The sequence below is a fragment of the Aliivibrio sp. EL58 genome (assembly GCF_900312675.1).
Taxonomy (GTDB): Bacteria; Pseudomonadota; Gammaproteobacteria; order Enterobacterales; family Vibrionaceae; genus Aliivibrio.
The window spans coordinates 473,358-487,770 of sequence record NZ_OMPC01000001.1; the positions used below are offsets into that span (position 1 = coordinate 473,358).

Below are 14,413 nucleotides of genomic sequence, written 5' to 3' on the forward strand. Positions count from 1 at the left end.
GTTAACTTTATCTATTTTATTCGCTCTCTATAATCGCTGATTCATTATTTTTAAATGTATCAATAATAATTAAGAGTCATCGCTATGAAAACAACTGAACGTATTTTCCACGCTGTATTATTTGAGGTATTGGCGGTATCTCTGTCTATTCTTGGGTTAACTATTTTTACTAATCACGATGTTACTGTCCTATCAGGAACTATGATAGTTGTTGCCACTATCGCGATGATCTGGAACTTTATTTACAATTGGATTTTCGATCAATTCTTCACTGGCGAGAAAACACAGCGCACCCTGTCTTTGCGTATCTTCCACGTTGTTTTGTTTGAATTAGGATTATTGTTCGCAACTGTTCCCGTTATGGCTTACTTATTAAACGTAGGCACCTGGGAAGCGTTTGTGATGGATATTGGCGTGACTATTTTTATCACCATTTACGCATTCACCTTTAACTGGGTATATGACAATGTAAGAGCTGTATTGATGAGAAGAATGGCGAGAGATGAGTCGATCGCTGCATAATGCATTGAAGGTGATGTAGAGAACCAGATAGTAAACAACCCGCTGATTGGTGGGTCGTTTTACTTGACCACTACAATTACACCTCCACACTGTGTGACTTTAAATACTTTGCATTTGAAACAGCCACAGTGCTCAATATCGTTTAAGACAATGTTGACCGAAAACTTTTTAAAGATGTTGAATAGGAGGTTTGCTTTATGCGTAAATCAGATAAGAAGATAGAAAATCAAATTAGATATGTATTAACCGAAGTTTGTGAAGATACGTTAAAAGGCTACGATGGTTTTCTTTGGGTGACTCATACGGTCAAATTTTCTTCTTTTCCAGAGAGCTTAAAAATCGTCTGCGTATTCGAAACGAATCAAGATAGAGCAAATTTTTTAATGGGAGAAGACCAGCTTCATGTTTCAACCACTATCCAAAAGGCGTTTAATAAGGCTGGAGTCCAACTAAAGAACGTAGATAAGCACATCAGTTACGATACAAAGGAAAATCACGAGGGCGCTCATCAAAGAAAGTGAATCGAGTTTCTAGTGGGGAGCTAAGGCTTTATATTACGAGTTTTGATATAAAGCCTGAAGGCTAATGTCAGCCCTCTGAGTAAGGGTGCCAATTCACCGATTTCAACTTACTGAATAATTTTCAGTCCATTCTTGTAATAAAGGTTTGCTCGTCATCCACAAAAGCCACAAAGCCGCCGTGATAGATAAGTACTCGACCGCGCCCCTCAACTAGGCAAGCAAGCTGTGGAAGCAAATCTTCTTCGTTATCCTGACTTTGAAAAGTGCCTGTATCGGTGATTACGCCGCTGAATGTAGGCAAGTATCCATAAGTACGCTTAGCTTGAGCAATCAAGCTCAATTCACTGGCGGTAGAGAAGCAAGAAGGGATCGCACCGGCTTCTTCGATGAACATCGTTTTCAGTTCTTCAAAAGCTGTAATCACCAGCCAGTCGATGTCGTTAACATGATGGATAAACATAAAGTTTCTCGGTTATTCTGGTGCGGAAATTGTATCACTATCAGGTGAGATCGTAGTAGATATTTAGTTACTAAAGGCAGTAATTCTGTGCCATTTCCGGACATTAGCTAGGCCATCTGAACAACAAACACAAGACTAACGTAAGAATTTAACTGCGAGATCAACTTTCTTCATTTTCAAAAAATAAGATACCAATATAAACGTTTGCTTTATATTATAGGGTACAAGTTTTTTATTTACCAAGTGATAACTTAAAATCTTATTTATATTTATCGCTAGACATTTTGCAAAATGAGGAACATTCTAAATAAAGAATCAGGAACCTAACCTAAAAACATAGATAATATGAACATGAAAAATAATACAGCAGAAACCTATTTCTTGTTTTATCAAAGAACATTCCTATCCAAGGTTTTCACCTAAAACCACCAGTACCACATAGTCACTTCAGAATTTAAAAAACGTCGGAAGCACTGCAAAACCTGACTGTTAATACATCAAAAGTGATATTTAACTCTTTATTATAAATGAATTGATACTCTTTGATCTAAGACTGTCCATAGTTTATATAGACTGCGGTTAGTTAAACCAAGCACTTTATTTATATCCATATAATAATATACAGATTCTAGAAGTTACACATAATTTAATTATTCTAATTTATGTATAACAACAATAAATATAATCAAACTTATATAAATTTACTATTCACTTTAAATTAACAACATGTTTAACCTTATATTTATTCATGATGTTAATATTCTGTGATTTATTCCTAAATAAGAAAATACAGTAAGTTAGGATTTAACATGAACAATAAAAACACTCATTTCGCTCGAAACTTACTTGCTGCTGGCTGTATCGCAGCTGGACTAATTACCGCCGGATACTTCTACGTTAAGCATCAAGAACAATTTCCAAGTACTGATGATGCTTATGTTCATGCCAACATTGTATATGTGGCACCACAAGTCAGTGGCAAAATCATCGCTAGTAACGCGACTGATTATGCCTCGGTAAGTAAGGGCGATTTATTAGTACAAATTGACCCTGCCCCATACCAAGCAAAACTCGATGAAGCAAAAGCAGCCTATGAGATGGCAACATCAAATAACGCTGCAACAGATGACGCAATATTAGCTGCCAGTGCAGATGTAAAAAGTGCAATGGCAACCCTTAGCGACGCTCAAATTTCATATAAAAGAATCAAAGAATTAGCGGCGAAAAATTTACTGCCTGAACAAAACTTAGATGATGCCCGTCAAAAATTATCATCCGCAGAAAACAATGTTACCGCAACAAGAGCACGCATGTCTCAGCTCATCAAATCTCAAGGTGCAAAAGGTGATGCATCACCTGAAGTTAAAAAAGCGGCAGCCGCATTAAGTCAGGCTAGCTTATCATTGTCTTACACAAATATATTTGCAGATCACGATGGTACGCTTGGTAAAGTTCAAGTTCATCCTGGTAGTGTTGTGGTTCCTGGGCAAGCTTTAACTCCTCTTGTCGAGGCAAACTCTTATTGGGTTCAAGCCAACTTTAAAGAGACTCATGTTGGCCGTGTAACAAAAGGCATGAAAGTCACTATCACCTTAGATCTTTATCCTAGCGTTAAGTATGTAGGGGTGATTGAGGCTATCTCTCCTGCCAGTGGCGCTTCGTTTTCATTACTGCCACCTGAAAACGCAACGGGCAACTGGGTAAAAGTACCGCAACGCTTCCCGGTTCGCATAAAACTTGATAATGACCAAAACAAACTGAAATTTCCTTTACGTGTTGGTGCTAGCGCATCGGTAACGGTTGATACATTAGCGCCTCTAGCGAAATAACCGGCAAAAAAGGAAACCATCATGACTAATGTCATTACACCGGCAGAAGAAAGCTTGAAGGATAAAGGCGACTCTAAACGAACTTTAGTCACCCTCGCGATTATGCTTTCAGCCATCATGGTATTGCTTGATATGACAATTGCTAATGTTGCCCTTCCACACATGATGGGCGCATTAGGAGTCACTTCAGAGCAAGTAACCTGGGTGCTAACTTCCTACTCAATGGCTGAGGCTATCTTCATTCCTTTGGCCAGCTTTCTCGCGTTAAAAGTCGGGGTTCGAAAACTACTATTAATTTCGGTGTCTGGTTTTATTATCACCTCTGCGTTATGTGGTCAGGCTGATTCATTGGCTGAAATGGTGACGTTTAGGATCATGCAAGGGGCATTTGGTGCCTCTGTTATTCCATTATCACAGTCGATTATGATCCAAATTTATCCTCCAGAACAACGTGGTAAAGCGATGGCATTGTTTAGTGTTGGGATATTACTCGGCCCCATTCTTGGCCCAACATTGGGTGGTATAATTACTCAGAATATGGATTGGCGTTGGATATTTTATGTCAATCTCCCTGTTGGTCTTATCTGTTTATCTCTGATTTTCTTTTATGTGAAGATTGAAAATAAAGGACCAACAAAGATCGACTGGCCGATTGTGATTGGTATGGCACTAGGGATTGGTTTATTGCAAATGGTGCTCGATCAGGGGAATGAAAAAGGCTGGTTTAGCTCTAATTTGATTTTATTCTCTTCAATCATTAGTGCTATTTCTATTGCTTATTTTGTTCGCCGTTCGTTTAAAATCAAAGGGGATATTGCTCCCGTATGGTTATTAAAAGACCGTAACTTAGCCGTATCATGCTTAGTTATGGGCGCTTTTGCTATGGGAATGTTTGGTATTACCCAGCTGCAACCAATGATGTTAGAGCAATTATTAAACTACCCTGTTGATACTACGGGTCTTGCTATGGCGCCACGAGGGTTAACCTCTGCCATTGTGTTAGTGATGCTCGCCGGTTACATGGATAAACTGAATGCGAAAGTATTGATTGTCATTGGCTTACTGCTCAATGCTTACGGTACTTATTTAATGATAAAATACTCATTAAATATCGATATGTTTTGGATTCTATTCCCAAGTATTATTCAAGGCGCAGGTATGGGTTTGGTGTTCTCGCCATTAAGTCAATTGGCGTACTCTACGCTATCAAAACAAGATGCGGTGAGTGGCGCGGTGGTGTTTAACCTGTTCCGTACCATTGGGGGGTCATTTGGTATTTCAATAGTGAATACTTACTTCAGTCGTATGGAACAACAGGAATGGAACGCTTTAGGTGGGGATCTAACGCTCAGTAATCCGGCATTACAGCAAGCGGCTCACTCTCAAGGGCTTCAAATAACGGATCCTTCGTTCTTAGCGCACATCCAAGCATTGTTGCACCAGCAATCGACAATGATGGCGTTTGTTTCTACCTTTGGTTTTATCTTGGTCTCTTATTTACTGCTTATTCCTTTTATAGCATTGTTTAAGAAAAAGATGGTAAACCAAGAGCAAGAGATAAAAGAAGCCTGATAATTCAATAAAAAATGCCATAAGTTGGTGAGTATCAACTTATGGCATTCTATTCAATCCGTACTATTCAAATTCTGATTTTTATAGCACTTTCTCTTTAATCACCGTAAACACGCCAGCCTCTTTGTTACTTGGTGCCATAAAACGGGCCGTCTCTTTTACTTGTTGATGCGCATTTTCCATCGCATAAGAATAGTAGCTCTCTTGCAGCATTTCTAAATCATTTAAGTAATCACCAAAGCTCATTGTCTCTTCAAAACTAAAGCCAAGTGTGTTTTGTAGATGTTTAATAGCGGCACCTTTTGAGGCTTCTGCATTCATTATATCTAACCAAATTTTAGCACTCACCACCACTTGGTGAGTCTCTCCAAATTTAGCGTTAATGGTTGGATAGACATGTTCTTCTGTACCATCAAAATGACAAATCGCCACTTTGATAAACTCATCATCAACCGCAAGAAGATCGTCTACATATTGGCAACGTTGATAATATTTTGAAAACTCAGCCAACGCTTTTGGATCTTGGGTTTCAATATAGGCTGAGTTTTTTCCGCAAAGTACAATCTGCGTACCTTCGATTGAACGCGCTGTTTGAATGATGTTAATGATCGACGGCATGTCCATCGAGCAACTGTATAGCTCTTTACCTTGATGCATCACTAGCGTGCCATTCTCTGCAATGAACATCATGCGATCTTTCACTGGCTCAAAGGTTTCTAATAAGCTGTAGTATTGACGTCCAGACGCTGCGGCAAACATAATGCCTTTGTTTTCTAGTTGTTTATACAAATCGAAGAAACTTGGGTCTAATTGGCTCTGTTCATTAAGTAGCGTGCCATCCATATCGGCAGCAATAAATTTTACGTTGTGTTTTTGCATTGATTAATACTCAGAATAAATTGGAAAATTGAATGCGCTGAGGCGTGATAATGACAAAAGAGTATATACCTTCAGATTATTTGAACCGAACCACTCTAGTGCAAAATGAGAGGTTAATATCACTCTTTTTGTAAATAAAAAAGGAGCCTCGAAGGCCCCTTTTGATTTAATCGCATAATGCGTTAATTTCAATGTATCGTAAAATTACTCATCATCAATATGAACAAGCTTGGTACTGCCACCATGCAGTTTCTCACGACGGCGTTGTACCATGGCATAGAAACCAGGGATAAGTAGCGTACCGACCAATAATACACACAGTAAGCCGCCAATCAGTGACACACCCAGAGAGTTTTGGCTGATGTAACCCGCACCTGATGCAAACACCAATGGTAGAATACCTAAGATGAATGACCACGATGTCATGTTAACCGCGCGGAATCGTAGACGACCGCCATTTACTGATGCGTTATCCAAATCCGTCTCTTTCTCTTCACGCTCGTTTTTCGCAAACTCTACAATCAAGATGGCATTTTTTGCGGCCAGCGCGATTAAGAGAACCAAACCAATTTGAGCGTATAGATTCAATGGCATTCCGGCTAAATTCAAGGCCACAAAGGATCCTAATGTCGCCACAGGAACCACTAAAATGATCGCAAGTGGAATACTCCAACTCTCGTATTGTGCCACCATAAATAGATAGATAAAGATCAGGGCTAAAGCAAATGCATAAATCGCTTGGTTACCCGCTTTCACTTCTTGGTAAGCCATGCCTGTCCACTCGTATTGGTAGCCATGAGGGAGCACTTCAGCGGCAACACGCTCCATTGCAGCAATCGCATCACCACTTGAATAGCCTTCAGCAGGTTGGCCTTGAATAACGGCTGAACGATACATGTTGTAACGCCACGCTACATCAGGTTCAAATACCGTGTCATAAGTCACTAATGTACTTAATGGCACCATTTGACCCGAGCTCGCACGCACGTGGAATTTATCTAAATCATCCATGCTGCTACGGTACTCACTGTCCGCTTGCATTGTTACGCGGAAGTTCTTACCAAACATGGTGAAGTCATTGACGTACATCGACCCCAAATTACCTTGCAGCGTTTGGAAAATAGAACCAAGTGATACACCAAGTTGTTTGGCTTTTTCACGATCAATATCTACATAGTAGTGCGGAACATTGGCACGGAAGGTACTGAATGTGTATTGGATTTCAGGCTGCTTATTTACTGTCTGGATCACCTCATTCATTACATTAGCAAGATCAGTACGATTACGACCTAACGTATCTTCCAGCACAAATTCAAAACCAGAGGCTGCGCCCATACCCGGAACGGCAGGTGCACCCATCGCAAAGATCACTGCTTCTGGTAGTTCCATTGCAGCACGACCATTAATGCGATTGGTAATTGCGAATGAAGAGTTATCCCCTTCCATCTCATTACGAACATCCCAAGGCTTTAATTTAATGAATAAAGAAGCACCATTAGATGCCGCTGCACCCGTTAAGAACGCATAACCATTGGCGATGGTAACGCCATCTACACCCTGCTCTTGCTCTACAATCTCTAGTAATTTTGCAGACACTTCTTCAGTACGAGAAAGTGATGCTGAATCTGGCAACTGCACGTTAACCAGTAAGATCCCTTTATCTTCTTGAGGAACAAATGCCGTTGATGTGTTTTTCGCAAGGTACGTTACCGAGCCAAGCGCTACAGCAAAGAACATCATCAATATCATTGTTTTTCGAACAAAAAAGCCAGCAATATCACCATATTTATTGGTCACTTTATCTAAGCCACGGTTGAAGGCTTTAAACCAACGAGCGGTATTATCACCACCTTGTTTAAGCACCAAAGAACACAATGCAGGAGACAGTGTTAAGGCATTAATCGATGAGATAATTACCGCAATACAGATGGTTAATGCGAACTGGCGATACATGATACCCGTAATACCCGGAAGCATTGCTACCGGAATAAACACCGCAAGCAGAACCAAGGTAGAGGTAATGATTGGGCCGGTTACTTCTTTCATCGCAATTAACGTCGCTTTTCTTGGGCTTAACGAGGGATCACGCTTCATGATGGTATCGACGTTTTCGATAACCAAAATGGCGTCATCCACCACGATACCAATGGCCAAGATAAGACCAAACAAGGTCACGGTATTAATGGTAAATCCGGTCATAAGCATGACTGCAAACGTACCAATTAACGAAACAGGAATGGCAACGACTGGAATTAGAGTGGCACGCGCACTTCCTAAAAACAGATACGTTACCGCGATTACCAATAAAATCGCTTCAATTAAGGTTTTAATAACCCCTTTAATTGATTCTGCAACAAACAAGGTCGTGTCGTAACTGGTCTCATACGCTAAGCCTTCAGGAAAAGTAACGCTGAGTTTATCCAGCATCTCCATTACGGCTTTTCCACTCTCTAATGCGTTAGCATCGGATTGCAAAGATAAGGTTACGATAGAGGCATCTTTTCCTCTAAATTGACCATTACCATCGTAGAATTTTTTACCTAACTCAACACGAGCAATGTCTTTTAGATAAACTGATGAACCATCGTTATTTGCACGAAGTACGACGTTTTCAAACTCTTCAACTGATTCTAAACGCCCTTTTGTTACCAAGTTAAACTGCACATCTTGCGCACTGGCATAAGGCGCTGCACCAATTTTACCTGCAGCAACCTGTACGTTTTGCTCCGCTAGTGAGGCATGTACATCAGAGGTTGTTAACCCTAAGTTAGTCATTTTATCTGGGTCGAGCCAAACACGCATTGCGTATTCACCACCACCAAGAACACCCACTTCACTGATCCCGGTAACACGCGCTAACTGATCTTTGATATTCAAATTAACGTAGTTAACCAAGAACTGATCGTCATACTTACCCTCTGGCGAGTAGAAGTTCAGTACCATCAATAAGTCAGGTGAGCGCTTTTTAACGGTGACACCGACCATGCGTACTTCTTGTGGCAATTTAGATTCAATCTGCGCCACACGGTTCTGAACGTTAACCTGAGCCATGTCGGGATCGGTACCCACATCAAAGGTAACGTTAAGGGAGTACGACCCATCATTGGCACTTTTTGAGGACATATAAATCATGTTCTCAACCCCATTGACCGAGGTTTCTATTGGATCGGCAATGGCCTGTTCTACTACCTCTGCACTTGCCCCTGTGTAGTACGCATTCACGCTTACCGAAGGTGGGCTGATTTTTGGATATTCCGCCACAGGAAGAATGGCTAGCGCAATCGCTCCGGCAAGAGTGAGAATAATAGAAATAACCAGAGCAAATTTAGGACGCTGTATAAAAAAACGACTTAACATATTAAGACTCCGTATTTTCTAAACGAACCTGAACACCATTTCGAACACGCTGCAATCCTTTAACCAGTACTTGCTCATTTGCTTCTAAACCAGAGCTAATGATCACCCCTTCTGGTAACTGCTTACCCAAGGTCACATTGCGTCTTTCTGCGATATTTCCTTCCGTTAATATCATCACAAAGCTGCCTTCTAAGTCACTTTGCACCGCACGTCGAGGGGTAACAATTACATTGGTTGGTTTCTTTTCACGTAGGTTGACGTTGATATGTTGACCGGGCAGTAATGTGAAATCAGGGTTTTGAACCAAAGCACGAAGGGTTAATGTGCCTGTTGTTTGGTCGATACGGTTACCAATATAATCAATCTTACCTAAGTGGTTATATTCTTTATCATTTTCAAGATTCAGTACCACTTCAACTTGATTTGATGCACCAGTACCATCGCCTTTCACTTGATCGATCCCCATCAATAAACGTTCACGCTCACTAATAGTAAAACGAGTATGAATTGGGTTTAAGCTCACTAGAGTTGTTAATGCACCAGAAGCAGGAGAAACAAGATCACCAAGACTGACTTTGCTGTCACTGATACGCCCAGAGAATGGCGCAATAATGCGAGTATAAGACAGGTTCACTTCAGCAATTCGTAGCTGGGCTTGAGCCGATTCAACTTGTGCTTCAGTACTTAATAACTGTGCAGTTAAACCATCAAATTCAGCTTTACTAATATTGCCTTTTGGAAGCAGGTTCTGACCACGTTCAAAATCTAACTGTGCTTTTTTGAGTGCCGCATTAGCTTGGGTTATACCCGCTTTGGCATTGGCTACTTGAGCTTCAAAGGTAGAGGGATCTATTTGGAAAAGTACATCGCCCTTTTCAACCATTTGGCCTTCTTTGAACGAGCGAGACTGAATATAACCAGAAACTTGGGCAACAATAGACACATCTTCCATTGCTTCAATACGACCAATATAAGTTTTACCTTGTTGATATTGAATTGATTCAACGGTATGAGCTGCTACAAGAGGCGCTGGAGGAGCCGTTTTAGTCGTCGCTTCATCACTGCAGCCTACAAGTAAAGCTGCGCTAATTAAAGAAGCAAGAAGAGTTTTAGATTTCATAAAATAACCATTTAACTGTCGGATTCTGCATATTCTGACAGTTAAATGGTTGAAATTATTAATGTTAAATTGCAGAGATTGTTACTGAATGTGTCTGCAATTTACGTTTAGTCAAATTTAGAAACGATTTACAACTAACCCATTGATAGATAATGAATTAAATCGAAATCTAAAAGCTTACAAATTTACATTCGCTTGGAATGTCCAAGCAACAAAACGGCTTATTTTCTGGCCTTGAGCCATATCAACCGTCTTAATAGTTTTAACACCTAATCGTGCAAGCTCTTGATGTAAAGCTTCTACGTTTTCTTTCTTAGAAATCAATGTTGTAAACCATTGAACTTGCAGTGCAAATTCACAACTTTCTTTCGCCATTTGAGTAATGAAGCCAAGCTCACCACCTTCACACCAAAGTTCTGCTTTTTGGCCACCGAAGTTCAGTTTTTTCACGCCTTTTAATTCATTGTAAGCGTGACCTTTCTTCGATTTATTTGTCGCTAAGTTCTGTTGCTTACGCTCTGAACCTGCTGTTGCTTCTGCTTCTGATGCATGGAACGGAGGGTTACACATAGTGAACGCAAATTCATCTTGTGGCTTGATAACACCTCTAAAGATATTCTCTTCATTTTTTTGCTGGCGACACTCAATACCCTTCTTCAGGCTTGGGTTGTTGTTCGCAATGAACGACGCCATTTTTAGTGCTTGAACATCAATATCAGAACCAACAAAGTTCCATTTGTATTCACGGTGACCAATGATAGGGTACACGCAGTTAGCGCCAACACCGATATCTAAACCACGAACGTTTTTACCTGTTGGGATCTCACCGTCATTAGTGATTGCAAGTAAATCAGCAATGTTATGAATGTAATCCGCACGGCCAGGAATTGGTGGGCATAAGTAACCTTCTGGGATATCCCAAAATGGTACATCATAGAAATGCGCTAACAGTGCTTTGTTCAATGCTTTAACAGCAAGAGGATCTGAAAAGTTGATTGATTCATTACCATATTGATTCGTTTCAACAAATGCTTTCAGTTCAGGAGATGTTGCAATCAACGCAGGAAAATCATAATTAGCATTATGTTTATTACGAGGATGCATCGGTGTTTTTGTAGGAGCAGATTTAGAATGAGTCATGTAAGTTTACTGATAATGAATAATAGCGGACATCATAGCTGATGTATGAATGAATTACTTAAAAAAATAGCCATGCTCTTATCGATATCATGGCTATTTATATTTCAACACATACTTGTGTTTTTAGTCTGAAATGAAAAGTTATTAGAACGCTTGTGGTGCGAACCCTGTCATTTCTTTAAGTCCTAGCTCTTTACCAAGCGCAGTCATTGGGTGTACAACAACTAAACCGCGAACTGATTTTTTCAGTTTACCCATATCAGCTTGTTCTGCTTTAGTAATTGCACGTTTGAACTCAAGGTTGCGAACTTCTGTTCCCTTATTACCTGTTTCAAACTGCTTTTTACCATTTAATTTTGCTACTTTCTTTTCTAGCGTTTGGATTTCATGCAAAAACTGTTTAACGATTGGCTGATCGTCACGCTTTCGTGCAGCATCTAAACGGTGCTTACAACGATCTAAACGGTTATGAATTTTTTGCAGTTCTTCTTTTACACTCATGAAATTACCTTTGTATTGAAAATGGTGCGTATCGACGCTACCTGATAGTATAACCTCTATTAGAACAACGATCATAGGTTTATTACATGTTAACCATTTCAAACCAAGTCGAATTAGCCGATTGGGAAATAGAGCTGACTGCAATTCGGGCACAAGGTGCGGGTGGACAGAATGTGAATAAGGTCTCAAGTGCCATTCACTTACGCTTTGATATTGCACGATCGACGTTACCTGCCTTCTATAAAGAACGACTATTAAAAATGAAAGATAGTCGTATCACTAAGGAAGGGGTAATAGTACTTAAAGCGCAACAGTTTAGAACTCAAGAAAAAAATCGAGATGATGCACTGGAACGTTTAAAAGAATTAATTCAATCGGCCGCTGAGACGCAAAAAGCACGTCGAGAGACAAAACCAACACGCAACTCTCAGCGCAAACGAGTAGATAACAAAACCCAACGCGGCCAAACTAAAAGTATGAGAAAAAAGGTAGATTACTAATGACGTATCAGCAGACATTAAAAGAGGTTTTTGGCTTTGATTCTCTTAGAGGCGGCCAACAACAAGTTATCGAGAAAGTGCTTGATGGTCACTCGTCTGCTGCTATTTTTCCGACGGGTTCAGGAAAATCTTTGTGCTATCAATTACCCGCACTATTATTGCCTAACCTCACGCTTGTTATCTCCCCTTTACTCGCTTTGATGAAAGATCAGATTACTTTTCTTAAAAGTAAAGGCATTTCAGCGGCGTCTATTGACTCGACTCAAACTCGTGAAGAGACCCAAGCCATCTTACAAGGGGTTAGAAACGGGGAGATTAAGATTTTAATGATCTCAGTGGAACGCTTGAAGAATGAACGCTTTCGTCAATTCATTGCTCAAATTAATATCTCTTTATTAGTGGTAGATGAAGCTCACTGTATTTCTGAATGGGGTCATAACTTTAGACCAGATTATCTTAAACTACCTCAAGATAGAGAGGCGTTAAATATTCCTCATGTTTTACTTCTGACGGCAACAGCAACGCCTGCCGTTATTGAAGACATGAGTAAAAAATTCAAAATTGAAAAAGACGATATTGTGATTACGGGTTTCTATCGTCCGAACTTAGATATTTCCATTATTCCTGTTGAAGAAGAACAAAAGCGCTCAGCTCTTTATGCGACACTTCAACAGAGACCAAATCAACCAAGTATTATTTATGTCACGCTACAACAAACCGCTGAAAACGTAGCTCAATGGCTGCAAAGTAATGGCATCCAAGCAAAAGCCTATCATGCAGGGTTAAAGCACGACATCAGAGAGACGATACAGCATCAATTCATGAATGGTGAGATCAATTGCATTGTTGCGACGATTGCTTTTGGTATGGGTGTTGATAAATCAGATATTCGTCAAGTGATCCATTTTGATTTACCTAAATCGATTGAAAACTACTCTCAAGAAATTGGGCGAGCAGGACGAGACGGTAATCCTTCTTTTTGTACTGTCCTAGCGAATACGTCTGGCTTAAACGTGTTAGAAAACTTTGTTTATGGTGATACGCCTGATAGAGAAGCGATTCAATATGTACTGGATGATATTTATAAATCTTCTGATACATGGGAAACCCAATTACTTCGTTTATCTAAAGACAGTAATGTTCGTCAGTTGCCTTTAAAAACATTACTGGTGTACTTAGAGCTCAAAAAGATCATTCAAGCAAAGTTCAGCTATTACGCGGACTATCGATTCAAAACCTTAATTCCAATTAATGACATTCTTGCTAAATTTCAAACAGAACGTCAGCATTTTGTATCGACTATTTTTCAGTGTTCGCCAAAAGCCAAAACATGGCACACAGTTGATTTTGATGCGCTTTGGATGGGATACCAAGGGGAGCGTAAACGCGTAATTGCAGCACTAGATTATTTCCATGAACAAGGTTGGATAGAACTTGAAAGCAAATTAATGACTGAGGTTTATCAAGTACTCAATAAAGTAGAAAGTACTCATGTTCTTTCTCAAGAACAACACCAACTGTTTAAAAATAAAGAAGAAAGCGAAATTAAGCGAATTCATGCGATGCTTGATTTCTTTGAAACTAAAACTTGCTTAAGTCATTCTTTAGCGAATTATTTTGCCGACTTTAATGCACCAGAACAATGTGGTCACTGCTCAGCTTGTCGCTCTGAAGGCGCTCATTTACCAAGAGATACTGCTCATTTTATTGCTGATGATGAACAAGTAAAACATTGGTGCCAAGAGCTACAAAACAACAGTAAAGACCCATTAGCCAATGCCGTTTTTGCTCGATTTTTATGCGGTATTCCAACACCACTGACGACTAAAATAAAAGCAAATAAAATGTCAGGTTACGCAAAATTTGAGTCTCAACCATTTTTTGAAGTGCTTGAATTAATTGGAAAACTGAATGGTTAAATTTATAAATTGTGAGTCTGTTTGCACTTACAACACATAATGTAAACCCCATACGTTATAAGTGATAATATTCTCTTCAATAAACTATAAAAG

General features: G+C 39.8%; 12 protein-coding genes. 6 read left to right on the forward strand and 6 right to left on the reverse strand.

Going from position 1 to position 14,413, the window contains the following annotated elements:
- Window positions 1-84: 84 nt before the first annotated feature.
- Together ED622_RS02015 and ED622_RS02020 are read left to right on the forward strand one after the other, a co-directional pair.
- Window positions 85-522, forward strand: a complete 438-nt coding sequence (locus ED622_RS02015; RefSeq protein WP_162922421.1) for a PACE efflux transporter — start codon at window positions 85-87, stop codon at window positions 520-522.
- A gap of 197 nt (window positions 523-719) precedes the next feature.
- Complete coding sequence (locus ED622_RS02020; RefSeq protein ID WP_122032294.1) at window positions 720-1,043, forward strand: Fis family transcriptional regulator; 324 nt, start codon at window positions 720-722, stop codon at window positions 1,041-1,043.
- A 121-nt stretch (window positions 1,044-1,164) separates the two neighbouring features.
- On the opposite strand, the gene ED622_RS02025 is transcribed toward ED622_RS02020, so the two are convergent.
- Entirely contained in the window at window positions 1,165-1,503 is a 339-nt protein-coding gene (locus ED622_RS02025; protein ID WP_122032295.1) for a cytosolic protein, read from the reverse strand.
- A gap of 809 nt (window positions 1,504-2,312) precedes the next feature.
- Here ED622_RS02025 and ED622_RS02030 point away from each other — a divergent pair.
- Both ED622_RS02030 and ED622_RS02035 read left to right on the forward strand, forming a co-directional pair.
- Window positions 2,313-3,332 (forward strand): HlyD family secretion protein, encoded by a 1,020-nt coding sequence (locus tag ED622_RS02030; RefSeq protein WP_122032296.1) that lies wholly within the window; start codon window positions 2,313-2,315, stop codon window positions 3,330-3,332.
- Window positions 3,333-3,353: 21 nt separating this feature from the next.
- Window positions 3,354-4,904 (forward strand): DHA2 family efflux MFS transporter permease subunit, encoded by a 1,551-nt coding sequence (locus ED622_RS02035; RefSeq protein ID WP_122032297.1) that lies wholly within the window; start codon window positions 3,354-3,356, stop codon window positions 4,902-4,904.
- Window positions 4,905-4,985: 81 nt separating this feature from the next.
- Here the strand turns inward: ED622_RS02035 and ED622_RS02040 are convergent, their stop codons facing one another.
- The 5 genes from ED622_RS02040 to ED622_RS02060 form a co-directional block, all read right to left on the reverse strand.
- Window positions 4,986-5,783 carry a Cof-type HAD-IIB family hydrolase gene (locus tag ED622_RS02040; RefSeq protein WP_122032298.1) on the reverse strand — a complete coding sequence of 266 codons (798 nt, stop codon included), beginning with the start codon at window positions 5,781-5,783 and terminating at the stop codon, window positions 4,986-4,988.
- A gap of 204 nt (window positions 5,784-5,987) precedes the next feature.
- Window positions 5,988-9,140: an efflux RND transporter permease subunit gene (locus tag ED622_RS02045; protein ID WP_122032299.1), complete on the reverse strand. Its 3,153-nt coding sequence runs from the start codon at window positions 9,138-9,140 to the stop codon at window positions 5,988-5,990.
- Window position 9,141: 1 nt separating this feature from the next.
- Complete coding sequence (locus tag ED622_RS02050; RefSeq protein ID WP_122032300.1) at window positions 9,142-10,260, reverse strand: efflux RND transporter periplasmic adaptor subunit; 1,119 nt, start codon at window positions 10,258-10,260, stop codon at window positions 9,142-9,144.
- Window positions 10,261-10,437: 177 nt separating this feature from the next.
- A complete protein-coding gene (gene rlmF / locus ED622_RS02055; RefSeq protein ID WP_122032301.1) occupies window positions 10,438-11,400 on the reverse strand; it encodes a 23S rRNA (adenine(1618)-N(6))-methyltransferase RlmF in 963 nt (320 codons plus the stop codon).
- A gap of 144 nt (window positions 11,401-11,544) precedes the next feature.
- Entirely contained in the window at window positions 11,545-11,901 is a 357-nt protein-coding gene (locus ED622_RS02060) for a YibL family ribosome-associated protein (RefSeq protein WP_122032302.1), read from the reverse strand.
- Between the two features lie 86 nt (window positions 11,902-11,987).
- On the opposite strand from ED622_RS02060, the gene arfB reads away from it, so the two are divergent.
- A complete protein-coding gene (gene arfB, locus ED622_RS02065; protein ID WP_122032303.1) occupies window positions 11,988-12,401 on the forward strand; it encodes an alternative ribosome rescue aminoacyl-tRNA hydrolase ArfB in 414 nt (137 codons plus the stop codon).
- Window positions 12,401-14,320 carry an ATP-dependent DNA helicase RecQ gene (locus ED622_RS02070; protein WP_122032304.1) on the forward strand — a complete coding sequence of 640 codons (1,920 nt, stop codon included), beginning with the start codon at window positions 12,401-12,403 and terminating at the stop codon, window positions 14,318-14,320. The genes arfB and ED622_RS02070 overlap by 1 nt, the downstream gene beginning before the upstream one ends.
- The last annotated feature ends 93 nt before the right edge of the window (window positions 14,321-14,413 follow it).

Coding starts and splice junctions, on each gene's coding strand:
- ED622_RS02015 (WP_162922421.1), top strand. CDS start 85: ATGAAAACAACTGAACGTATTTTCCACGCTGTATTATTTGAGGTATTG.
- ED622_RS02020 (WP_122032294.1), top strand. CDS start 720: ATGCGTAAATCAGATAAGAAGATAGAAAATCAAATTAGATATGTATTA.
- ED622_RS02025 (WP_122032295.1), bottom strand. CDS start 1,503: ATGTTTATCCATCATGTTAACGACATCGACTGGCTGGTGATTACAGCT.
- ED622_RS02030 (WP_122032296.1), top strand. CDS start 2,313: ATGAACAATAAAAACACTCATTTCGCTCGAAACTTACTTGCTGCTGGC.
- ED622_RS02035 (WP_122032297.1), top strand. CDS start 3,354: ATGACTAATGTCATTACACCGGCAGAAGAAAGCTTGAAGGATAAAGGC.
- ED622_RS02040 (WP_122032298.1), bottom strand. CDS start 5,783: ATGCAAAAACACAACGTAAAATTTATTGCTGCCGATATGGATGGCACG.
- ED622_RS02045 (WP_122032299.1), bottom strand. CDS start 9,140: ATGTTAAGTCGTTTTTTTATACAGCGTCCTAAATTTGCTCTGGTTATT.
- ED622_RS02050 (WP_122032300.1), bottom strand. CDS start 10,260: ATGAAATCTAAAACTCTTCTTGCTTCTTTAATTAGCGCAGCTTTACTT.
- rlmF (WP_122032301.1), bottom strand. CDS start 11,400: ATGACTCATTCTAAATCTGCTCCTACAAAAACACCGATGCATCCTCGT.
- ED622_RS02060 (WP_122032302.1), bottom strand. CDS start 11,901: ATGAGTGTAAAAGAAGAACTGCAAAAAATTCATAACCGTTTAGATCGT.
- arfB (WP_122032303.1), top strand. CDS start 11,988: ATGTTAACCATTTCAAACCAAGTCGAATTAGCCGATTGGGAAATAGAG.
- ED622_RS02070 (WP_122032304.1), top strand. CDS start 12,401: ATGACGTATCAGCAGACATTAAAAGAGGTTTTTGGCTTTGATTCTCTT.